The sequence below is a fragment of the Planococcus antarcticus DSM 14505 genome (assembly GCF_001687565.2).
Taxonomy (GTDB): domain Bacteria; phylum Bacillota; class Bacilli; order Bacillales_A; family Planococcaceae; genus Planococcus; species Planococcus antarcticus.
The window spans coordinates 2,463,493-2,485,681 of the sequence record NZ_CP016534.2; the positions used below are offsets into that span (position 1 = coordinate 2,463,493).

Consider the following 22,189-nt stretch of genomic DNA (forward strand, 5'->3'; position numbering starts at 1 on the left):
CCTCAAGACAACAAAGTTGATTATATAATGCACAGAAAAAGATGTCAAGAAAAAATCTTGTCACTCTATTTCAAACATCGGTATACTAGTGTTAATTCTACCAAAGAGGTGAGCGGATTGAAAGCTGTAGGAATTATTGTTGAATATAATCCTTTTCATAATGGACATCTTCATCATGCTAAGCAAGCGCGCCAAGAGTCAGGTGCAGACCTCGTCATCGCAGTTATGAGCGGTCAGTTTCTGCAGCGCGGAGAACCTGCATTTGCCGATAAATGGGCCCGGACACAAATGGCGCTGGATGCCGGAATCGATTTGGTGATTGAACTTCCTTACGTTTATGCAACTGCCCAGGCCTCCGATTTTGCTAAAGGCGGAATTGCCTTGCTTGATGCGATTGGCTGCTCTTCTTTTTGCTTTGGCAGTGAACAAGGAGAGATTAACCCTTTCCTGAATTCCCGGCATTTGCTGACCGAGCATTGGGCTGAATATCAGCACCTTATCCACGAGGCTGTGCAAACCGGCATCAGCTATCCAAAAGCGTTGAACAATGCTTATCTATCCCTGACAGGCAATCGACCAGGTTTTGCCGACCTGACGCAACCAAATAATATTTTGGGGTTTCATTATTTGGAAGCGGCTCAAAATCTGAGTTCTGCTATGGATCCGCTGACCATTCAACGAATTGGGGCTAATTTCCATGACTCTATTCAAGCGGGGATGCCGATTGCCAGCGCAACCGGCATCCGGGAGGCTTTCTTTAAGGGTGATTCTATCGAGCAATTGTCGGCTTATATGCCAGAAGGTTCAATCGCGTCATTAAAAAAAACAGAAAAAGAATATGGTAAATTCGGCAGCTGGGAAAAGTTTTATCCATTGCTGCGTTTTACTGTGCTGCGGGAAGGCCCACACCGCCTAAAACAGTATGCTGAAGTAACCGAGGGCATCGAAAACCTAATCTATCAGTCAGCAAAAACTGAAGACAGCTTTGAATCCTTCATTTCACTCATCAAATCAAAGCGTTTTACACGGACGCGGATTCAGCGGATGCTGACGCATATTTATACAGGTTTCACATGGCAACAACTACGTTCTTTTGAGGGTCCTGAATATATCAGACTTCTCGGCATGTCTCGAACGGGGAGAAACTATTTAAACCATAAAAAAAAGAATACCACGCTTCCCCTGGTAAGCCGCGCAGCAGATCTGAACAACTCGATGGGGAAACTTGATATTCACGCCACTGTCATGTACTTGCAAGGAATGGGCTCAACGAATTTGAAAAAAGAATTCACAACGCCTCCGATTTACTGGGGCTGAAGCTCTCCTAAAAAAGCCAGAGCATCTTCAACAGTGTCTACAGGAACGATTTCCATCGATGTTCCGATCTTTTCTGCGGTTCTAACGGCGATTTCGTAATTGCTGTCGCCTCCACCCTCCACCGGTTCATTCGGCGCAAAGAAAATTTCGATGTCAGCAGAGTCGGCCGCCATGATTTTTTGGTCGATGCCTCCAATCCTTCCGACAGAACCATCGCTTTCCATGGTTCCTGTGCCAGCGATGTCATAGCCTTTCGTAATATCCTCGTCCATCAATTGATTGAGGATCTCAAGCGTAAACATCAGTCCGGCTGAAGGGCCACCAATTGCTTCAGAATCGATTTCTACCTCAGGCGTCGTTTCAATGCTTTTATCTTCAACAAAGGAAATTCCCAGACCAACCCGTTCTGGATCAGTCGGCAACGGAGCTAATTCAATCTCGGTGCTAATTTCACGATCTTTCCGCTCATAGAGCACCTCTACCGTTTCTCCGCCTTCTTTACCGCTTAAATAATCGATGAATTCCTGCATTTCCTTGAACTTATTACCATCCACTTCAAGTACACGGTCACCTGGCGCCAGCAGGCCATCCGCCGCTCCGCCTGTTAGCACATTTAAGACAAAAACACCGTCATTGCTTATTTCATATGGTAGCTCTGCCTGTTCGAAAGCGACTTTCAGGGCATTCACCTGTGAATCGGACATGAGCTTCAACTGGCGCACATTGTATTCTTCATCGCTCTCGTGAGGGCTCCGTACCTGTTCTGGTGGCAAGACTTTATAACCACCTTGAAGTTTCGCCCAAACGTAAAGAGCCGGGGTGGCAGTCAGCATCGAAACCGTCATTAGGCTGAGGCTTCCTGCGTCATCATCATCGCCCCCGACTACTTCAACCAATGGCGACAGTTCATAAGCACCACCCGGTCTTGTAATGTAAGCATCCAGTTGGTAAGAGGACAAAAAGACTACAAGCGCCATCACGATGACAAAAATAAACAATCGTTTTTTTTTCATGCGGTTCTTCCTTTCATCAGTTGAGATCTTGACATTCCCAGATTTACATAATAAAAAAAGCCACGAAATTCGTGACTTACTGAAATTTTAAATGAAGAGCTTTTTCAACTGCCTCCGGAACCAGACCGGTAATATTCCCTTTATATTTAGCCACTTCTTTTACAATACTAGAGCTGAGGAATGAGTATTGGTTATTTGATATCATAAACAAAGTTTCAATGTTTTCATTTAAAAACCGGTTCATGGACGTAATTTGCATTTCGTATTCAAAATCACTGACTGCGCGCAAACCACGAACAATAGCATTAGCTTGGACTTCAACTGAATAATCGATCAGTAAACCCGAGAATGAATCCACTTTGACATTCGGAAAAGATTGCGTCACTTCAGCGATTAGTTCCATGCGCTCATCAACATTGAACAACGGATTTTTTGAAGAATTATTCATGACGACCACTTTTACTTCATCGAAAATAGTGGAAGCTCGTTTAATAATATCCAAGTGCCCCATGGTAATCGGGTCAAAGCTTCCCGGAACTACAGCAATTTTAGTCAATACGTTCTCCTTCTTCCCCCTGATAGCGGTAAATTGAAATAATGGTGCTTCCATATAGCTCTTTTTTGTAACGCTCAAAATACCGGGTGCGATCCGGAAGCTCTACCTCCCGATCATGTTCACAGACTATAATGGCATCTTTCGTGACAATTTCCAATTCTCCCGCTTTGTCCATAAGATCGTAGGATTTTGTCATGTGGTAGGGCGGATCCAGAAACACTAGTCTCGCTTGTATCCCATTTTTTTTAATCGCTTTGACTGCACGTTCTGCATCTGCGCGGTAAATCTCTGCGCGATCTGACAGGCGCGTCTTCTCTAGGTTTGCCTGAATCGTCTCTACAGCTCGTTTGTCTTTGTCGGTGAAAATGACCCGATCGATACCACGGCTAAGGGCTTCGATGCCCAATCCACCGCTTCCTGCAAATAAATCCAAAGCATAGCCCCCGTCAAAAAATGGGCCGATCATATTGAAAATAGATTCCTTCACTTTGTCCGTGGTCGGTCTGGTAGAATTGCCAGTCACCGCCTTCAACGGAATCCCTTTAACTGAGCCTGCTACAACACGCATAGTAATCGCCTCTAACTTAATTAATTTTCTTGATGCATTTTAATTGCATAATGGTAAAATGAAGACTGGAAAGGACGTGAAATAGTGAATCAACGTTTTATTGAACTCGGAGAAGGGTACGGAGATATTTATGAGCTCCGTGAACTCATCACAAGCAATCAACAACGCTTTACGTATGGATTTGTCTTTATTTCAACGAATCCGCAAGGTCAGGATGTATTATCCATTGCGGCTGCATTCAAACCGGCTTCAGAGGGTAATTTCATGCCGATTTATATTTGCCGAGAAGGAATTCCCGTCGATTCCAAGCGGCTAAAAGTTTTCGAGCAAGCAGTCGCACAAATAGAGCACACTCCCATCAAGATGGAAGTGAAGCATTCATCCGTCTATGCCGATAGAAAATTCTATTACAACCATCTAATTTCAGTTTTAAGGCTAAATCATTATATTCCACCAATGCAATAATCACAGGCCAATTTTATAATCGTATTCCTTAGCTTTATCCGGCTTGGCATTTTCATATTCTGTTTTAAGGAATGGGCGATAAGACTCGAGCACTTGTTTTACGTAAGGTAATTTGTTCAGCTTTGTTTTGGTTGCTTCAATGATATCTTGATCCATATAAAGAACTACATATTTCAATTTACGTGAAATATAATGGACGTGCCCGAACTTCCGCAACGATTTGGCTTGTTTTAAATGATGCACATAGACAATGAGACCTTGGCGATCATGCATAACTATCCCTCTTTTCTTAGCTTCTAGAATACCATAGGAAAGAAAAAAGCCGCAACCGAATAAACTGACAGTCCGGCTCTCTATTCGCTATACTGTTTTTAATATAGAAATCCAGGGAGGTAATATACAATATGGGAAAAAAAACTAAAATCGGTTTGACAGCAGCTGCTGTCGGAGCAGCCGCTTGGGCAGGATCTAAAGCTTTGGCTAATCCATTGGTGCGCCCTGCTAAAGAAGTATTAAATTACGAACACCCAATCGTTCTTGCACATCGCGGAGGCGCGAAATTGGCACCCGAAAATACCTTGGCTGCGTTTAACCGGTCCGCCGAACTCGGTGTACACGGTTTTGAAATCGATATCCGGATGACCAAAGACGAAGAGCTCCTTGTCTTTCACGACGAATACATCGATCGCACTACAGATGGAGCCGGCAGAGTGGCAGATATGTCACTTGACCAATTAAAAGCTTTCGATCTTGGCTATCACTTCATCGATACAGAAGGTCAGCATTCGTACCGAGGCAAAAATGAACGTGTCGTCCTGCTGCGTGAGCTGATCGAAAAATTCCCACAAATGTACATCAATATCGATATCAAGGACGATCCTGAGACTTACGAAGGTAGCTTAGTGCCCTCGAAGCTGTGGCGTCTGATTGATTCGCTCAGTATACACGACCGCGTAGCCGTAACGTCTTTTTATGATGAACAAATCGACCGTTTTAATTTATATGCTCAAAACCGAGTAGCCATTGGTGCCGGTGAAAATGAAGTTAGAAAAGCCTACGCATCTTTTAACAGCCAGTTCGGCCATTTGTATCAGCCGCGTGCAGACGTTTTCCAGATTCCTATCAAGTCATCTTTGTTCCGGTTGGATTCTTCCCGTTTTATTGCTTTTCTGGAGAACTTGAACATTCCAGTACATTATTGGGTTATCGATGAACCAGAAGCCATGCGCACATTGATTGCTGCAGGCGCAAAAGGCATCATCACTGATCGACCTGATCTTGCTGTGGCACTCATTTCAGAAATGGAAGAGTAATTCATATAAAAAAAGTGCAACGCAAGCGTTGCACTTTTTTTATGGAACTATTTGGTTCAAAATGGTTACGCTGAGCAAGAACAGCCGCCACCTGTACCACAACTTCCTCCACAGGAAGACTCTGACGAAAAGAACGGATTGGTGGATGGAATTTTTACTGCCTCTGATACTGATCTACCAAGGATAAAGCTTACTTGGTCCATCAAATCCTGCAGTTCATTTTCCATCAGACGTAGATTAGCCACTTTTTCATTCAGATCCAAGCGGCGTTTATCTACACGGATTTGCTTCATCACCCGCGAGTATTCCGGATGGTATTTACCAAAACGCTGAACTTCTTCGTATTGCTCTTTTAATCTGGCGAAAGCAAGTATTTCATTCGCAAGATCTTTATCGTTATAGACAAAGGTATAAGCTTCTCGGTAAAGATCAGCTTGCTCCGATTGTAGGATCATTTGGCTTAGCTCATCTGCAAAGTCAGTTATTTCAGCCCATTCATAGGTCATAATCATAGCAATTTCCTCCTTTACGCTTTAATCATAGCAGATATTTTTGTATTTCACTATAGACTTGAAAGGATTGTTACTATGAACCCCTTAACCGATCAATTTACGCGCATCTTAGAAAAATCCAGTATCGGAGACCTTGAGATTCTAACTAATTATTTGACGAATTTCGAGAAAAAGCAGCAAGGTGAATTTTCTACTTATTTGAGTGCCGGACTGAATATGACACGTGTGACAGATAAAAACGCTTCGGTTGTCACCATACCGAACACCCCATTCATCCATAATAACGTCGACATCCCGCATGGTGGCATTCTCGCTGTTCTTCTTGATACAGCCATGGGAACGCTCGCCAACAGCAAGTGCCAGCCTGGCTTCAGTGCCGTGACCACAAATTTGACGATCCATTACTTAACTGTGGCGGATGAAGACAAAATAAGCGCACAAGCCAGCATCATTCGGAACGGAAGACATACCATGGTGCTGGAAGGCAATATTTTTCAGCAGGATGGAAAACATATAGCAACTGCCACTGGATCTTTTTTTATCATTCCTAAAAAAGCTGAGCCTGTTATTGCTTTAAAGCAGTAGCAGGCTCTCTTTCGAGAAAAATTTGTGTATAGTATTTACCGAACGCCCCAACGCCCGTCTGGTTATATTGATCACTGAGTAGTGTCTTTCGGTGGACATCTGAATTGATCCAGCCATGAACAGTCTCCGCTGCGTCATAGTAGCGCTTAGCAGTATTGACAGCCGCTTGGTCAAAAACGATATTGGCTTCTCCCAACTGGCCATGCAGATCTTTAATTTCCATCTCTTCAGAAGAAAAATTCTGCTTAGCCATATCCTCACTATTTGTTTCTGCAACCATACTTGCTCGCGGATTGACAACTAAAGGATTTATTTGATGGTGAATCCGATAGACATTTACCAGATCGACAATCTGTTTTGCGCTCGCTTCATCAATTGATTGCTGAAGAGTGGACGAAGGCGACTGCACCGGCAATAGCTCACCGGAATACATAAGATCGTATGGCTGATGGCGAATCAATGTTTCCGCATCCATAAAACGGACAGCCTCTAAAGTACGATCCATTGAATCGATATACAACTGTGCATAGACACCGTCAAATTTCACTAGGATGCGCTTGTCCATGTCTTCAGCAGTAACATTAAATGTATAAATATTCGTGCCATATTTAACTGTAACTTCATTCTCAAGAATGGTGAAGCGATACAAATCGTCAAGACTCTGACCAATCGTATAAGGAGCGGCATCAGCAGCAACCCCTGCTGTATAGACCTGGACCACCTTGCCGTCTTTTACCCCTGTCATGATAAAGTGAGCATAGCTTTCGTTGTAGACCCACCATTCATAGCCATAAGCAGATGGGTCAATCCTCTCGGGTTCTCCATACTGCTCAACCCATTTATCAATTGACTTGCCGATATAGCTTGAGATTCCAGTGGAAGGGCGATCAATGTTCAAAGATTCATCTGTGATATTTTCACTCGGCAGAGGATCTACTGTACGCGGCGCTTCTAGAACGTCATTTTCATTTATTGACGGATCCAAATAAAATAAGCCGATTAGAACTATCGATAGAAAAATCATAATTCGCAATAAGTCTTTCAACCGAACAGCTCCTTTACTATTTTATCTTCATTATTATAACAGCCGCCTCTACACTGACACAATCTAGTCATTGCATCATCTCAAAATATGATCTATTATTAGAGGAGTATTTAGTCTTTTTTGTTATAGAGGAGGAGAGATCCTATGTATTTTGAAAATACAGGACTTGAAAACATTCACGTAGATATTTCATTACTTGAAAGCATGATGAACAAGCACGGCTTGACTAAAGAAGGACAGTGGGATTACGAGCGCGTCACTTATGACCGCAAATTCATCATTCGCGAAGGTACTTACTATTTGCGCGTATTCGCATATGCTACTGACGGAGATGTTGATTCAAACGATGCTACTATGCGCGTTTTGAAGCCGGTACTTGGCAAACATTATTATCCGCATGGTATTGAATATGGTGAAGATGAAGAATTCCCGGAACATTTGATCAAAACTTGTATCGGATTATTGGACTCTATCAAGAAAGACGTTCAGGCTTTCGAGATCAACGTATAAAAATCCCGCAGTTCAGCAATTGAACTGCGGTTTTTTAAACATTTGACGAATATTTCAACTTCATAAGGAGGATTCAATCAGTGAAGTGGTTGACGAAGAAGACTATAACAATCGCTGTTGTCATGGCAGCTTTAATTTTAATTTCAATATACATATTGCCAGTTTCCATTCCATTGATCATTGCTTTGATCACTGCTATTTTTTTAGAACCACTTGTTAATTTTATACATAAAAGGTTCAAATGGCATAGGAAATCTGCAGTCATATCTGTATTCATTCTTTTTTTGGTAGTGGTTTCTAGTTTACTTTACTGGATTGTCACTCAATTAATTGGCCAGATTATTCAATTCTCAAAAATGGTTCCTGAATACACCAATTCCCTTTCGATCATGTGGGATGAATTTCAACGATTTTTTTTCCGTTCGACGGAAGACATGCCCGTCGAAGTCGTTTCTTCTTTTGAAACTGAGCTGGCAGGGTTTATGGAAGGAATTCGTAATTGGGTGATGACAATCGTCAATTACGATACCGTCTCTAATTTATTGACCGGCATTCCTTCTTTTCTAGTAAGTTTTATTGTGTTCCTCATTGCCTTATTCTTATTCATGTTGGATTTGCCTGGATTGAAAATCATGCTTTTCAAGCGTTTGAAAGACTCTACGGCCGAGAAAGTCCGGTTCATGTTTGCTCGCTTGAACAAAGTGATTTTTGGGTTTTTAAAAGCTCAATTTCTTGTGAGCTGTATTATTTTTGTTGTTTCACTCATTTCCCTGGCCTTTATCACACCTGAATATGCTATCGTCATGTCTCTGCTAATATGGTTGATTGACTTTATTCCGATTTTGGGGTCGATTATCGTTTTAACGCCATGGTTTATTTATGAGTTCATCACGGGTGATGTTGTTCAAGGAACCCAATTGGCGATCCTGGCGCTCGTATTGCTGATCATTCGACGGACCGTAGAGCCAAAAGTCATGGGCACGCAAATCGGACTTTCTCCGTTAGCAACTTTGATTGCAATGTTCATTGGGCTTCAACTAATCGGCTTCCTCGGATTCTTCGTTGGACCGTTAATTGTTATTCTCTTCACATCGGCACGTGAAGCTGGCATGATAAAAATCGATTTTAAAGTATAAAAAAAGGAACCCTCGCTGGGTTCCTTTTTTTATCCGCCTAAAATAGCTTTGAATACGGAAGTTGTGTGGCCGCCTTCGTAAAATACATAAAGCAACATGTAGACCATTACACCCGTTATAGCAGTCGAAAACCAGACGATACTGGTAATTGGACCGATTTTACGGTGTTTTACCAATTGGTTTTTCCATCCCCAATATATAGTGATCAAGCCCATGATGCCGCCTGTTGTCGCCAAAGTGATGTGGAAAATCAAGAAAACTGTATAGAAAATTTTTAATTCATCAGGTCCACCAAAAGCAGTATTCCCAACAAAGATGGTGCGTGACATGTAAATAATGAAGAAAGTCAGTGCTGCGGCACCTGCTCCCACCATCACTTTCTTGTGTGCCTCAATTTTGCGGCGAAGGACCAAGTTCCAGCCAATCGCAACCAAAATTGCGCTTAATACGATAAAAAATGTACTGATAGTCGGCAATAGCGGCAAATTCATTTAAGTTATTCTCCTTTATGTTTCATTAAGCATTATGTCTGTGATAAGCCATATCCTTGCGATCCTTTAAAACTTTTTCCGTAATCTCATCTGCCTGTTCTGTTTCGTTGCGCAGCCATTCGTAGAAAACAAGCCATAAGAACACTGTAAAGACAAGTTCCTGAAGTACCTTCATCGTAATACCGCCCGTACGCTGGTCTTCAATCGCTGACATGGTCGAGAACAGTTCCGGTCCCGACAAATTCAATTGCGACAGCGTTCCAGCAGGCACACATAATGCCATCGCTTGCAGCCATGCCTCACCATCGGTATAAGTCGCATAAAAAGGAGTACCACTAAAAATAATCAATGCACACGCGGGAGTCATTAAGACGCTTAGTCCAAATAAGTACGCCAGTTTACTCAAGCCGTGAAACCTATGCATACCTTCCAGGTTATTGACTACCGGCCACCAGTAAAATATGGCGGAGGTGAATAACACAATGTTTACAGCACCGTGAATCCATGCATCTTGTTTAACAAAATCAAAAACCATTGGAATATGATAAAACGAAAAAACCATTCCGAAAAGGATCAATGCTAACATCGGTTTAGTGAAAAAGTTGAACAGGGGCTTAATGACTGGCAGGCTAATAAATGCTCTCCAGATATAAGTCGGAATACCCATAATTAATAATGGCGGAATCAACAACAGCAATAGCGCCATCTGGACCATATGCATTGTAAAGAGGATATGCCCGTACAAATCTACTGGTGAACCTTTAATAATATAAAGCAGAACCATGCCCGAAACAAAAAGTGCAGCTTCCTTTATGCTAAGCGGCTGACTTCCTTTAAATTTTCCGCGCCACTTTGTCGTAGCCAAAAAATATAGAATCGTCACCAATACGAGGACTGCTAAGTAAACGGGACTCCATAAAGCTTGAAACCCGAAGATACTGATTGGCATGTAATGAGACCTCCTTTTCTTCAAGTACCCTCATTATATAGCGGCTTGCAAACTATATCAATGAACGAACTATGAACAATATGAAATGCGAAAGCGTCCAAAAGCAGAAGCTAACCTAAAATCGCGACTTCCTGTCGCAACGGTTAGCTGACCCGCATCCTGCGGGCCCTCGACGGGCATAAGACAGTCTGGTGAAGCGGTGTTCTTTGCCTCACTTATGACCCTAGAATCTGGGCGCTGCAGCTGGACTACAAGATATGCACTAATGACCTACTTGACTCTCCCCTTTTTCTGTCTCGCGCTTGTCACCATGCTCGGAATTCTCTTCACAAAGCGATTTAAGACCTCTATGCCATCATATTTCTTATGCACACCAACAAGCCACAGAAAAACCCCCTACCTCGAAAGGTAAGGGGTTTTAAAAGCAACCTACCACCAAATAATTGTTACAAACGTAAGAATTGTGATGAAAGCTACAAAAATTCCACAGAACAGGAAGAAGGCTACCATGCCATGCCCTTTACCACTCAAGTGCATGAAATAATAAAGTTGAAGAACTACTTGAATCCCCGCCAACAATAGAATGATTGGAACGATCAAGTAAACTGAGAATCCAGCAGCAACCATTGTAAATGCAATTAATGTCAAAAAAATCATAATTGCGAATGTTGCCAAATGGCCACGCATTTCTTCTGCTCTTTTTTTCTTCGCGTATTCAAATTCTGCCTGAGATCTAACATAAATATGTGTATCGTTTGACATTATCCGATCACTCCCATCAAATAAACGACAGTAAAGATGAAGACCCATACGACGTCAATAAAATGCCAGTATAGAGAAGCTAGATAGAATTTTGGTGCATTGTACATGTTCAATCCGCGTTTAGCGTTGCGCAGCATTAATGCAATAAACCAGCTGAGACCAAATAGTACGTGTGCTCCGTGCGTTCCAACTAACGTATAAAAAGCAGAACTGAATGCACTGTTCGTAAAGCCGAATCCTAAGTGAACATAATGATTAAACTCATAAATTTCTAAGCCAAGGAATGTTGCACCAAGCAATACTGTAATACCCAGCCAAGCCTGCATGGCTTTAAAATTATGATTTTTCATGTGATACATAGCATAAACACTTGTCAATGAAGATGTCAAAAGAATCATTGTCATTGCAAAGACCAGTGGCAGTTCAAAAAGTCCAGCGGCAGAAAATTCCATGCCGCTTGGTCCTTTATCTTTCAAAGCAAGGTAAGTTGCGAAAAGAGAAGCAAACGTTACTGTCTCTGCAGCAAGAAGCAACCAGAAACCAATAAACTTATTTTTACCTTCCATCGTAGCCGTTTCAGGGTGCTCCGGCCAGGATTGAGGTGTATATCGTTGATTAATGTCCATCGGTGTTGCCTCCTTTCGCATCTTCTAGTAATTCTGCTTTTGTAACATGGAAACCTAAATCATCTTTCAATGAACGAACTAACATGGAACCGAACAGAATGACCATTCCAATAATTAATACTGGAAGTGCCCAAACTTTATCGTCTAAGAAATATAGAGCTCCGAACGAAGCAACAAACATGCCAAAAGACATAATGAACGGAATGATTGAACTGTTCGGCATATGAATATCTTCGAGAGGTTCAGCGAAAATCATTCCTTCTTTATTGCCGTCCATTTTTTCGATCCAGTAAGTATCAAGACCACGAACTAATGGAGTTTGCGCAAAGTTGTAGAATGGCGGTGGAGATGGTATAGCCCATTCCAAAGTACGGCCATCGCCCCATGGATCGTTGCCGACACGCTCGTTCTTGACCGTTGTCAATACAACATTGACCAGAAGAATAATGACACCAATTGCCATCAGTGCAGCACCCGCCGAACTAATTGCATTGAATAGATCCCAGCCCTGGTCTGCTCCGAACGTGTAAACACGTCGCGGCATACCCATCAAGCCTAAGAAATGCTGGATGAAGAACGTTAAATGGAATCCGATGAAGAAGAACCAGAATGTCCATTTCCCTAATTTTTCACTTAGCATTGTTCCAAACATTTTCGGCCAGTACAAATGTGTACCTGCTAAAATCCCCAATACAACACCACCGACAATAACATAGTGGAAGTGGGCTACGATAAAGTAAGAATCGTGCAACTGATAATCCAAAGGCGCAATTGCTTGCATGACTCCTGTTACCCCACCTGCTACAAATGAAGGAATAAACGCGATAGCGTAAATCATTGGAACTGTAAAGGAAATGCTTCCTCCCCAGATCGTTAGCAGCCAGTTAAAGATTTTGATTCCTGTTGGTACTGCGATGATCATTGTTGCCAAGGCGAACACAGCATTAGCTGTTGGCCCTAAACCAACTGTGAACATGTGGTGAGCCCAAACCATGAATCCGTAGAAACCAATCAGGATTGTCGCGAAAACAAGTGCCGTGTATCCGAAAAGGCGTTTACGAGAAAAGATTGCAAAGATTTCAGAGAAGATACCGAAAGCTGGCAAAATTAGGATGTAAACTTCAGGGTGACCAAAGATCCAGAATAAATGTTCCCAGATGATCGTGTTTCCGCCCATTTCGACTGCAAAAAAGCTAGCACCGAACATACGGTCAAAAATCATGAAGAAAAGTCCGACTGTAAGTGGCGGAAATGCCAATAGAATTAATGCGGAAGCAACAAAAGTTGTCCACGTGAACAATGGCATTCTCATATATGTCATACCCGGCGCACGCATATTGATAATCGTTACCAGGAAGTTAATCCCTGCAATCAATGTACCAAAACCGGATATGGTCAATCCTAGTGAATAAAAGTCGATTCCGTGGCCTTCTGATGCCAATGCCAACGAAGCATAGTTCGTCCAGCCTGCATCTGGTGCGCCCCCCAAGAACCAAGAAAGGTTAAGGAAAATACCACCAAAGAAAAATAACCAGAAACCAAGTGAATTCAAGAATGGGAAGGCTACATCACGCGCGCCAATCTGCAAAGGCATTATAGCGTTCATGAAAGCCAGTAAAATTGGCATTGCTGCCAAGAAGATCATGGTAGTACCGTGCATTGTTATAATTTCATTATATGTTCCGGCACTTAGGAAATCATTTCCTGCTTTAGCCAACTGGACACGAATCAACATCGCTTCCAAACCACCAACAAGGAAGAAGAAACCACCTGAGATGAGATAAAGGATTGCGATCTTCTTATGGTCGACCGTTGTCATGAAGTCCCATATAGTAGCACCGAAGCCCTTTTTTTGAGCAATAGAACTCACACTGTAAACCTCCCTTTTTAAGCTTTATTTCTACTCTTCAACCGATAAGCCCATCAAATAGGCTGCAAGAGCATCGAGTTCTTGATCTGACAGTGCTTCTCCATTATTCAATGAAGCTGCCTCTGGCATTAAGTTGCCAGGCTTGTATTCCTGCGGATTTTGAATCCAGTTTTTAAGATTTTCTTCGTTGTGTTCCAAGTATCCAGCAACACGGTTACGATCTCCAAATGTCGCCAAGTTAGGTCCGACTCCACCAGTTCCACCAGCACCAGAAACAGCGTGGCATTGAATACAAGCTAATCCGTCAGCACCAAATAATTCTTCACCTTGCTGTGCCAGATCTCCTTCAGCTGCCGCTGGCTCTTCTGATTGCATGGCTGTTACCCATTGGTCAAACTCTTCGCGATCCACAGATTTCACTTTGAAATCCATTAATGCGTGAGAAGCTCCGCAAAGTTCAGCACATTTACCATAGAATACACCATCTTCAAGTTCTGATGATTCCTGATCGAATGTTAAGTAAAAAGTGTTGACGTTTTCAGGATTTACATCCAATTTACCGCCAATAGATGGAATCCAGAACGAGTGCTTGATGTCCGCAGAAATCAGGTTAAAGTAAACGCGTTCATCAGTCGGCACGACCAACTCTTGAGAAGTTACGATTCCCTGTTCAGGGTATTCAAATTCCCACCAGTAAAGATTTCCAGTTACGTTGACTGTAAGATTCGATGAGGTGCCATCCTCTTCCTGAACGTCCATCGTAGAAACGTCAGCCAAATCGAATGTCGAATAAACTGTTGGAACAGCAAGAATTAAAAGAAGAACAATCGGAACAGCTGTCCACAAAAATTCTAACCTTGCGCTTCCTTCAACTTGCTCAGGAATCATGTCTTCCCCCATTTTAGAACGGCGGAACTTAACAATCGCTAAAACGAAAATAATCGATACCACAATGATTACAAATAGCATAACAATAGATGATAAAATCAATAAATTAAATTGATCCTGAGCAACTTCGCCCGCTGGTATCAAAGTCGAAATTTCTTCGCGTCCACATCCCGCAAGAAAAACCAACAATGCGGTCATCAATGCGAAAAGACGCCATTTCTTAATACCTTTCATCATAGCTTTTCATACCCCTCTCATTTAAATAATTACACTTTAAAAATGGTCATTAGATGAAGACAGCAAAAATGATCATTGAAACAAACAAGATGGTCATATAGTTCAATGAATAGATAAACATTGTCTTCGCCCATTTCAAGTCATCAGCTACTTTAAATCCTCGAATTGCCAATACAAGCCAGCCGATGTTCAAAAGTGTCGCTAAGATGATGAAGCCCGTCCCGAGTTCCATTAACAGGAATGGCAGAGGGAAAAGCATTACAATCCATGCAAGCATCGATTTTTTTGTTCGGTGAAAACCTTTGACTACCGGTAGCATTGGAATATTCGCTGCCCGATACTCTTCTGTCCGCTTCATAGCCAATGCATAAAAATGCGGCGGTTGCCAAATGAACATAATCAGAAATAATGCCCAGGCGCCCGTGCCGAGCGTAGGTTCCACGGCTGCCCAACCGATTAGCGGAGGAATGGCTCCAGAGATGCTTCCCACAATCGTGTTGCTGACATGGCGCCTTTTTGACCACATGGAATATAAGACGACATAAGCTAAAACACCGGCAATTCCAAACATACCAGCTGATACAGAAGCGGAAAACAAGAATAATTCGCCTATAACGATGAAAGAAACAGCAAGTGCCAATACAGCTGATGGCTTGAACCTTCCTGTCACTGTCGGACGTGCTTTTTTACTTTCCATCAAAGGATCTATATCTGTATCAATGTAGTTATTCATGGCTGCAGAACCCGCGATGATCAGTGCTGAACCGACGATAGTATAGACAAGAATATCCAGCTCGTTCAGAAAATGTCTGTCGGAAAACTGAAATGCAAGCCACAGCCCTGTGAAGACAGTGATCAAATTAGAATTGACGATTCCAATTTTGATAAGTGCTAGAAAGTCTTTCAGGAATGTGGTCGCTTCCGGTGCTTCATGAGTTTCTGCAGACATTGCCCGGCCATTTGACATATAAGTCCCTCCTTTCAAAGTTGTAAGCATATTCCGCTAACCATAACTATATCTAAAATCCAGTCGCTTTTCTACATATAACTGAAATTTCCTGATAAAAGAGATGATTTTACGCAATTGTCCTCACTTATATTCATCTCTTATCATACATTAAAGGTCACACTATTTTAAGATAGAAAAATAATAGTTTTTGAACAGTTTGTGAAGCGTCATTTATTATGTCCAAATCTTGAAAGTTTCCTCTATTGTTGATTTCTCGTTGTATTTTGCAGAAACATTCGCTATTATCGAGTATGCAGGTAGATGGACGTTGAAAAGTTTTCTATAAAAAAAGTAGGTGGTATTTTGCAGCAAAATAGATATATAAAATGGTTCGCCGTTGCGGCTACCATAGGCATGTTATTGATTCTTCTGGGCGGGGCCCTTGTCACTAAGACTGACAGCGGGTTAGGTTGTGGCCGAAATTGGCCGGACTGCAATGGCAAATTGATTCCAGATGATATAACGACTGAAGTTTTGATTGAATTTTCCCACCGTTTAGTAACCGGTGTTGTCGGCATCTTGATCATCATCCTGGCAGTTTGGGCGTGGAGAAAATTCGGACATGTACGAGAAACAAAGTTCCTAGCCGTTATGGCTGTCTTCTTTTTAGTGCTTCAGGCATTGATTGGAGCCGCACAGGTGCTTTGGGGCCAAGGTGATTTTATCCTCGCTCTTCACTTTGGAATTTCCTTGCTATCGTTCGCTTCCATACTGTTGCTGACTTTGTTGATTTTTGAAGTCGACCGGAAGTTTGATGCAGATCGCTTGCAGATCGGCAAGAAATTGCGTTTTCACACGATTGGTGTCACCTTGTACTCTTATATTGTGGTTTATACTGGGGCGCTGGTCCGTCATACCGAGTCGAGTCTCATCTGTTCAGATTGGCCTCTATGTCGAAACGACAGTTTCGCATTGCCGAGCAATATGTATGAATGGGTTCAAATGGGTCATCGCACGGCAGCCGGCTTGATTGTTATCTGGCTCGGTTACATTGCCTGGCACGCAATTAAGCATTACAAAGATCAGCGCGTTATCTACTGGGGTTGGAGCATCGCTTTCATCATTGTTCTTCTTCAAGCGTCCACAGGAATGCTGGTCGTACTGACAAAATTAAACTTGGTTGTCGCACTTCTTCACTCGCTCTTAATTTCCATGCTTTTCGGTTTACTGTGTTATATGGTGCTGCTCGTTTCACGCAGCCGCATTAAAAAATCCTAATAAAAAAATGGCTGGCGCTTTTGCGTCAGCCATTTTTTTATTTTTTCTCCATTTCGATCAAAAGGTCACCTGTAGAAATGCCGTCGCTGGCAATAACATGGATGTCCTGAATTGTTCCATCAAATGGAGCTTGGACGGTTGTTTCCATTTTCATCGCTTCGGTCACAAGCAAATGATCTCCGCGTTTCACTTTGGCCCCTTTTTCTGTCAGCACTTTTAATACAGTACCAGGCATTGTTGCTGCAATGTGGCTTTCATTTGTCGGATTGGCTTTCGGCTTCGCTGTGCTATCTGCTTCCACCGTCATATCTTGGATGCTAACTTCTCGTGGCTGGCCATTTAATTCAAAATAAATGATCCGCGTTCCATCTTTTTGCGGTTCGCCAATTGAAACCAGTTTGATCATCAACGTTTTACCTTTTTCAATTTCCACTTCGATTTCTTCGCCCAGCCTCATCCCGTATAGGAAAGTCAAGGTGTCGAGAACCGATACTTTTCCGAATTGGATATTGGTTGTCGTGTATTCTTCGAATACTTTTGGATAAAGTGCATGAGCTAGGGTTTCATGACTAGTCACCGGGCGCTTCAGTTTATCATACAAAGTTTTCTCAATTTTATCGAAGTCTACAGGCTCCAAAAGTTCGCCAGGACGAACTGTAATCGGCTCCCGCTCTTTCAAGATGACTTTTTGAAGCTCTTTCGGGAATCCACCATGCGGCTGGCCGATATAGCCTTCAAAGAATTCAATGACTGATTCCGGGAAGTCGATCGTTTTCCCTCGGGAAATAACCGTTTCTTCATTCAATTCATTTTGAACCATGAATAAGGCCATGTCCCCTACTACTTTGGAAGAAGGCGTCACTTTTACGACATCACCGAACAATAGGTTAACGCGTGAATACATGGTTTTAACTTCTTCCCAGCGCATGCCAAGACCTACTGCTTTAGCTTGCTGCTGAAGATTGCTGTATTGTCCACCCGGCATCTCATGTACATAGACCTCAGAATGTGGGCTGTTCATGCCGCTTTCAAAGTCGACATAGTATTTGCGGACATCTTCCCAGTAATGGGACATTTTTTCGAGTCCTTTAACATTTGCTCTGACTTCACGACCACTGCCGCTCGTCGCATAATAAAGTGAATTGGCGCTTGGCTGAGAAGTCAAGCCTGCCATGGATCCAAGAGCCGTATCCACGATGTCCACTCCCGCTTCAATGGCTTTTGAATATAAATAGATACCATTACCGCTGGTGTCATGCGTGTGAAGGTGGATTGGCAACGAAACCGTGTCTTTTAATTCAGATACTAATCGGTAGGCCGCTTCAGGTTTCAACAGTCCTGCCATATCTTTGATTGCCAGAATATGGGCACCTGCCGCTTCTAATTCTTTGGCCATATCCTTGTAATATTGAACCGTGTACTTATCGCGGGTTGGGTCTAAAATATCCCCTGTATAACAGATCGCCGCTTCCGCGATCTTCCCGGATTGGCGGACTTCGTCAATCGCCACTTCCATTCCTTTGATCCAGTTCAAGCTATCAAAGATACGGAATACGTCGATTCCAGCATCTCCTGATTTCTGGACAAACTCACGAATCACATTGTCTGGATAATTTTTGTAGCCGACGGCATTAGCACCGCGGAACAACATTTGGAACAAGACGTTCGGAATTTCCTGGCGAAGCTTAATGAGTCGTTCCCACGGATCTTCTTTAAGGAACCTGTAGGATACGTCAAAAGTCGCGCCTCCCCACATCTCCAAAGAAAACAAATCGTTTTGCAAACGTGCAGTTTCTTTAGCAATCTCAAATAAATCATGAGAACGGACGCGTGTTGCCAATAACGATTGATGGGCATCGCGGAATGTTGTGTCCGTCAACAAGACATCTTTCTGCTCATGGATCCATTTCGTTAACCCTTCAGCACCTTGCAGATCAAAAATTTGTTTTGTGCCATTTGGTGCTGGAGCTAGCAAATCCACTTCTGGTTTCCGCGGCGCTGCAAAAATCGGTTTCTTTTTCTTTTCGATGCCCGGGAAGCCGTTGACCGTTACATTGCCGATATAGCTCAGTAACTTTGTCCCACGGTCTTGACGCACAGGGAAGATAAATAATTCCGGAGTCGTATCGATAAAGCTGGTATCAAAATCACCTTTGATGAAGTTTTTGTGTTTAACAACATTTTCCAAGAAAGGGATATTTGTTTTAATTCCACGAATCCGAAATTCCTGCAGGTTGCGATCCATTTTAGCGGCAGCTTCCTTAAATGTCACTGCCCACGTAGAAACTTTAACCAAAAGAGAGTCATAATAAGGTGAAATGACTGCCCCTTGGAAGCCGTTACCCGCATCCAAACGTACGCCAAATCCGCCACCGGAGCGATAAACCATCAATTTTCCAGCATCCGGCATAAAGTCGTTCAATGGATCTTCTGTCGTGACACGGGATTGAATTGCATAGCCGAATAACGGAATTTTGTCCTGTTCTGGAATGCCCACTTCTTCACTGTGTATCATATGCCCTCTGGCAATATGGATCTGCGCGTGGACAATATCGATTCCGGTAATCATTTCCGTAATTGTATGTTCCACCTGAATGCGTGGATTTACTTCGATAAAGTAAAACTCATCATTGGCAACAAGAAATTCAACCGTGCCCGCGTTTATGTAGTTAATGTTTTTCATCAATTTGACTGCGGCATCACAAATTTCATTGCGCAATTCATTGCTGATTGAGTTGGAAGGTGCGATTTCTACAACTTTTTGATGACGACGCTGAATTGAACAATCTCTTTCATACAGATGAATGATATTGCCTTCTGAATCGCCTAAAATTTGGACTTCGATATGCTTAGGCTTTTCGACAAACTTTTCAACATACATCTCATCCGAACCAAAAGCCGCTTTTGCCTCAGATTTTGCGCGTTCGTAGGAAGATGCTAATTCTTCGTGTGATCTAACGATTCGCATTCCACGTCCGCCACCGCCAAGAGAAGCTTTGACCATTAACGGAAACCCTGCTTTTTTACTGAATTCTTCAACTTCTTCCAATGACTCAACGGGCCCATCTGTGCCTGGAATAACCGGTATACCAGCAGCAATCGCCTGCGAACGCGCCTTTACTTTGTCACCAAACATGTCCAAGTGCTGAGAAGTCGGGCCGATGAAAACAATACCTTCTTCTTCGCAACGTCTTGCAAAATGGACGTTTTCGGACAAAAATCCGTAACCTGGATGGACTGCATCTACATTGGAATCTTTTGCGATGCGGATGATGTCTTCAATATCTAAGTAAGCATCAATCGGTTTTTTGCCTTTACCCACCAAATAGGATTCATCCGCCTTGTAACGGTGGTATGAACCACTGTCTTCCTGTGAGTAAATTGCAACTGTTTGAATTTTCAGTTCTGTACAAGCGCGGAAAACCCGAATAGCGATTTCTCCGCGGTTGGCCACCAAGATTTTGTTGATCTCCTTCACACCGCAGCACACCCTTTACTTTATCGTTTTTTCGTATTTGTTGAACATGGAAACATTCATTAATACTCCCATAGCTAAAGATAACAAAATTACAGAGGTTCCGCCATAGCTTATAAATGGAAGTGTGACTCCAGTCAATGGAATGATACCAGTTAAACCGCCCAAATTAACGAAAGATTGGATTCCAATCATGCTGGCAATTCCTGCTGCAAGCATTCTAGCTAACGGATCATGGGTTGTCATTGCAATCCAAAGACCCCGTAACACAATAAATCCTAATCCCCCTAGAACAAATACAACACCCAGCACGCCAAGCTCTTCGGCAATGACTGACATGATGAAATCAGTATGAGGTTCAGGTAGATAGCCCAATTTCTGAATAGATTGTCCAAGCCCCAAACCACTTAACCCACCAGAACCGATAGCCAAATAGCCATTGACAATCTGAAAGCCAAATCCCAATTCATCCGAAAATGGATTAAAGAAAGCGTCGAGCCTTCCAAGACGTTTTTCTGTAAAAATCATATCTCCTGCAAAAATCATGAAGGGCACAATGATGATGGATGCTGCCGCGACAAAGACACCGGCAAGCCGTATAAACGCTTTCAAACGAACACCGCTTGCTGACATAACGGATAAGCCAACAGCTCCAATGATCAGCATGGAACCAAGATCTGGTTCAAGAAATACAGAAAACAGCACAAGCGTTAAAATAATGACTGGTGGAATGATGGATTCATTTAATTTATTGATAGTTCCGTTATGGTATTTATTTGAAAAAACACCGGCTAAATAAAGAATGATGCCGACTTTTGCCACTTCAGAAGGCTGTATGTTGGCAAAACCTAAGTTAATCCAGCTTTTGGCGCCTCCGGCTGCGAAACCGACAAAGTGGACGGCAATCAAGCCCGCAAAGACTACTGCCAGGATCGTCATCATCATCCACCGTTTTTTAAAATGCTTGTACGGGAAAACTGCTGCAATCGCGAAAACAGGGAACGCAATTGCCAAATTTATTAATTGCTGTATGTAAAACCGATCCGGCTCAGAACCGTAGTAATTGACCGACCAGGCCATGCTTGAACTGTAAATCATGATCAAGCCGAAAATCGTTAAGGCCAAATAAGTGAAAAATAAAGGATAGTCGAAAAACTTTGCGTATTTCTTGATGTAAGATTTCATTTTATACCTCTTTTACTTTGATAGGTGCCATATTAGTAAAAAAACTCAAACAAGAATCGTTTGAGTTTTAGATCATTTATTTGTATACGCTTCATGAAGAATGGAAAGTTTTTTCTCCAGCGTATCCATTAAATTTTTCCCAGCCTCACGTTCGATAAGCCCCAGTTTAACCGCAAAATCGATTTCACGTGATAGGCCGAACATTTGGGTGTCAAGCACCTCTTCATATAAAGGACAAGATGGCAATGTTAAATGATCCATTTGCACCTTGATCAACTGCTCAATTTTTTCTGCATCAGCTCTGAGGAGTTCCAAAGCCTTCAGATGGTATGTTTGTTCTTCTGTATGTTCCATGAGGACTCCCCCCATTTCATGAGTTTTCTTCTCTATTTTACTGTTTAAAGTGTATCTTTTAAAAAGAGAAAATGCAAGCCTCTGTGGTGAAAGAGATAAATCCCT

The 22,189-nt window shown here is 42.5% G+C and carries 23 protein-coding genes; 7 read left to right on the forward strand and 16 right to left on the reverse strand.

The window, feature by feature from the left end; translation table 11 throughout:
- The first annotated feature begins 117 nt into the window (after nucleotides 1–117).
- On the forward strand, nucleotides 118–1,317 hold the full coding sequence (locus BBH88_RS12350) for a nucleotidyltransferase (protein ID WP_006828849.1): 1,200 nt from the start codon (nucleotides 118–120) through the stop codon (nucleotides 1,315–1,317).
- Here the strand turns inward: BBH88_RS12350 and BBH88_RS12355 are convergent.
- The 3 genes from BBH88_RS12355 to rsmD form a co-directional block, all read right to left on the reverse strand.
- Complete coding sequence (locus tag BBH88_RS12355; RefSeq protein ID WP_006828850.1) at nucleotides 1,305–2,330, reverse strand: SepM family pheromone-processing serine protease; 1,026 nt, start codon at nucleotides 2,328–2,330, stop codon at nucleotides 1,305–1,307. The two genes, BBH88_RS12350 and BBH88_RS12355, sit on opposite strands and share 13 nt — an antisense overlap.
- A 76-nt stretch (nucleotides 2,331–2,406) precedes the next feature.
- Nucleotides 2,407–2,886 carry a pantetheine-phosphate adenylyltransferase gene (gene coaD / locus BBH88_RS12360; protein WP_006828851.1) on the reverse strand — a complete coding sequence of 160 codons (480 nt, stop codon included), beginning with the start codon at nucleotides 2,884–2,886 and terminating at the stop codon, nucleotides 2,407–2,409.
- Complete coding sequence (gene rsmD / locus BBH88_RS12365) at nucleotides 2,879–3,454, reverse strand: 16S rRNA (guanine(966)-N(2))-methyltransferase RsmD (RefSeq protein WP_006828852.1); 576 nt, start codon at nucleotides 3,452–3,454, stop codon at nucleotides 2,879–2,881. Before rsmD ends, coaD begins: the two co-directional genes overlap by 8 nt.
- Before the next feature lie 84 nt (nucleotides 3,455–3,538).
- Between rsmD and BBH88_RS12370 the strand changes: the two genes are divergently transcribed.
- Nucleotides 3,539–3,919: a DUF7147 family protein gene (locus tag BBH88_RS12370; protein ID WP_006828853.1), complete on the forward strand. Its 381-nt coding sequence runs from the start codon at nucleotides 3,539–3,541 to the stop codon at nucleotides 3,917–3,919.
- Here BBH88_RS12370 and BBH88_RS12375 read toward each other — a convergent pair whose 3' ends face one another.
- A complete protein-coding gene (locus BBH88_RS12375) occupies nucleotides 3,920–4,192 on the reverse strand; it encodes a YlbG family protein (RefSeq protein WP_006828854.1) in 273 nt (90 codons plus the stop codon).
- Between the two features lie 131 nt (nucleotides 4,193–4,323).
- On the opposite strand from BBH88_RS12375, the gene BBH88_RS12380 reads away from it, so the two are divergent.
- Nucleotides 4,324–5,232, forward strand: a complete 909-nt coding sequence (locus tag BBH88_RS12380) for a glycerophosphodiester phosphodiesterase family protein (RefSeq protein ID WP_006828855.1) — start codon at nucleotides 4,324–4,326, stop codon at nucleotides 5,230–5,232.
- A gap of 65 nt (nucleotides 5,233–5,297) precedes the next feature.
- On the opposite strand, the gene BBH88_RS12385 is transcribed toward BBH88_RS12380, so the two are convergent.
- Complete coding sequence (locus BBH88_RS12385; RefSeq protein ID WP_006828856.1) at nucleotides 5,298–5,744, reverse strand: YlbF/YmcA family competence regulator; 447 nt, start codon at nucleotides 5,742–5,744, stop codon at nucleotides 5,298–5,300.
- A gap of 75 nt (nucleotides 5,745–5,819) precedes the next feature.
- On the opposite strand from BBH88_RS12385, the gene BBH88_RS12390 reads away from it, so the two are divergent.
- Entirely contained in the window at nucleotides 5,820–6,329 is a 510-nt protein-coding gene (locus tag BBH88_RS12390) for a PaaI family thioesterase (protein ID WP_006828857.1), read from the forward strand.
- On the opposite strand, the gene BBH88_RS12395 is transcribed toward BBH88_RS12390, so the two are convergent.
- On the reverse strand, nucleotides 6,310–7,374 hold the full coding sequence (locus tag BBH88_RS12395; RefSeq protein ID WP_006828858.1) for a CAP domain-containing protein: 1,065 nt from the start codon (nucleotides 7,372–7,374) through the stop codon (nucleotides 6,310–6,312). The two genes, BBH88_RS12390 and BBH88_RS12395, sit on opposite strands and share 20 nt — an antisense overlap.
- Nucleotides 7,375–7,518: 144 nt before the next feature.
- On the opposite strand from BBH88_RS12395, the gene BBH88_RS12400 reads away from it, so the two are divergent.
- Both BBH88_RS12400 and ytvI read left to right on the forward strand, forming a co-directional pair.
- A complete protein-coding gene (locus BBH88_RS12400; protein ID WP_006828859.1) occupies nucleotides 7,519–7,884 on the forward strand; it encodes a YugN family protein in 366 nt (121 codons plus the stop codon).
- Between the two features lie 80 nt (nucleotides 7,885–7,964).
- Nucleotides 7,965–9,020, forward strand: coding sequence for a sporulation integral membrane protein YtvI (gene ytvI, locus BBH88_RS12405; protein ID WP_006828860.1), 1,056 nt, complete (start codon nucleotides 7,965–7,967; stop codon nucleotides 9,018–9,020).
- Between the two features lie 29 nt (nucleotides 9,021–9,049).
- Here the strand turns inward: ytvI and BBH88_RS12410 are convergent, their stop codons facing one another.
- The 7 genes from BBH88_RS12410 to cyoE form a co-directional block, all read right to left on the reverse strand.
- Nucleotides 9,050–9,511, reverse strand: a complete 462-nt coding sequence (locus BBH88_RS12410; RefSeq protein ID WP_006828861.1) for a DUF420 domain-containing protein — start codon at nucleotides 9,509–9,511, stop codon at nucleotides 9,050–9,052.
- Between the two features lie 25 nt (nucleotides 9,512–9,536).
- On the reverse strand, nucleotides 9,537–10,460 hold the full coding sequence (gene ctaG / locus BBH88_RS12415) for a cytochrome c oxidase assembly factor CtaG (RefSeq protein WP_065536744.1): 924 nt from the start codon (nucleotides 10,458–10,460) through the stop codon (nucleotides 9,537–9,539).
- 429 nt (nucleotides 10,461–10,889) lie between these two features.
- The gene (gene ctaF / locus BBH88_RS12420) at nucleotides 10,890–11,222 is read right to left on the reverse strand and encodes a cytochrome c oxidase subunit IVB (RefSeq protein ID WP_065536743.1); all 333 of its coding nucleotides are present in this window, start codon (nucleotides 11,220–11,222) and stop codon (nucleotides 10,890–10,892) included.
- Complete coding sequence (locus tag BBH88_RS12425; RefSeq protein WP_065536742.1) at nucleotides 11,222–11,848, reverse strand: cytochrome (ubi)quinol oxidase subunit III; 627 nt, start codon at nucleotides 11,846–11,848, stop codon at nucleotides 11,222–11,224. Before BBH88_RS12425 ends, ctaF begins: the two co-directional genes overlap by 1 nt.
- A complete protein-coding gene (locus BBH88_RS12430; protein WP_065536741.1) occupies nucleotides 11,838–13,718 on the reverse strand; it encodes a cytochrome c oxidase subunit I in 1,881 nt (626 codons plus the stop codon). The genes BBH88_RS12425 and BBH88_RS12430 overlap by 11 nt, the downstream gene beginning before the upstream one ends.
- 30 nt (nucleotides 13,719–13,748) lie before the next feature.
- Entirely contained in the window at nucleotides 13,749–14,843 is a 1,095-nt protein-coding gene (gene coxB, locus BBH88_RS12435; protein ID WP_006828866.1) for a cytochrome c oxidase subunit II, read from the reverse strand.
- A 49-nt stretch (nucleotides 14,844–14,892) separates the two neighbouring features.
- A complete protein-coding gene (gene cyoE, locus BBH88_RS12440) occupies nucleotides 14,893–15,810 on the reverse strand; it encodes a heme o synthase (RefSeq protein WP_006828867.1) in 918 nt (305 codons plus the stop codon).
- A gap of 345 nt (nucleotides 15,811–16,155) precedes the next feature.
- On the opposite strand from cyoE, the gene BBH88_RS12445 reads away from it, so the two are divergent.
- Nucleotides 16,156–17,070, forward strand: a complete 915-nt coding sequence (locus tag BBH88_RS12445) for a COX15/CtaA family protein (RefSeq protein ID WP_040851960.1) — start codon at nucleotides 16,156–16,158, stop codon at nucleotides 17,068–17,070.
- 37 nt (nucleotides 17,071–17,107) lie between these two features.
- Here BBH88_RS12445 and pyc read toward each other — a convergent pair whose 3' ends face one another.
- The 3 genes from pyc to BBH88_RS12460 form a co-directional block, all read right to left on the reverse strand.
- Nucleotides 17,108–20,548, reverse strand: a complete 3,441-nt coding sequence (gene pyc, locus BBH88_RS12450; protein ID WP_065536740.1) for a pyruvate carboxylase — start codon at nucleotides 20,546–20,548, stop codon at nucleotides 17,108–17,110.
- A gap of 15 nt (nucleotides 20,549–20,563) precedes the next feature.
- The gene (locus BBH88_RS12455; RefSeq protein WP_006828870.1) at nucleotides 20,564–21,730 is read right to left on the reverse strand and encodes an FtsW/RodA/SpoVE family cell cycle protein; all 1,167 of its coding nucleotides are present in this window, start codon (nucleotides 21,728–21,730) and stop codon (nucleotides 20,564–20,566) included.
- 72 nt (nucleotides 21,731–21,802) lie between these two features.
- A complete protein-coding gene (locus tag BBH88_RS12460) occupies nucleotides 21,803–22,084 on the reverse strand; it encodes an Fpa/YlaN family protein (RefSeq protein WP_006828871.1) in 282 nt (93 codons plus the stop codon).
- Between the last annotated feature and the right edge of the window lie 105 nt (nucleotides 22,085–22,189).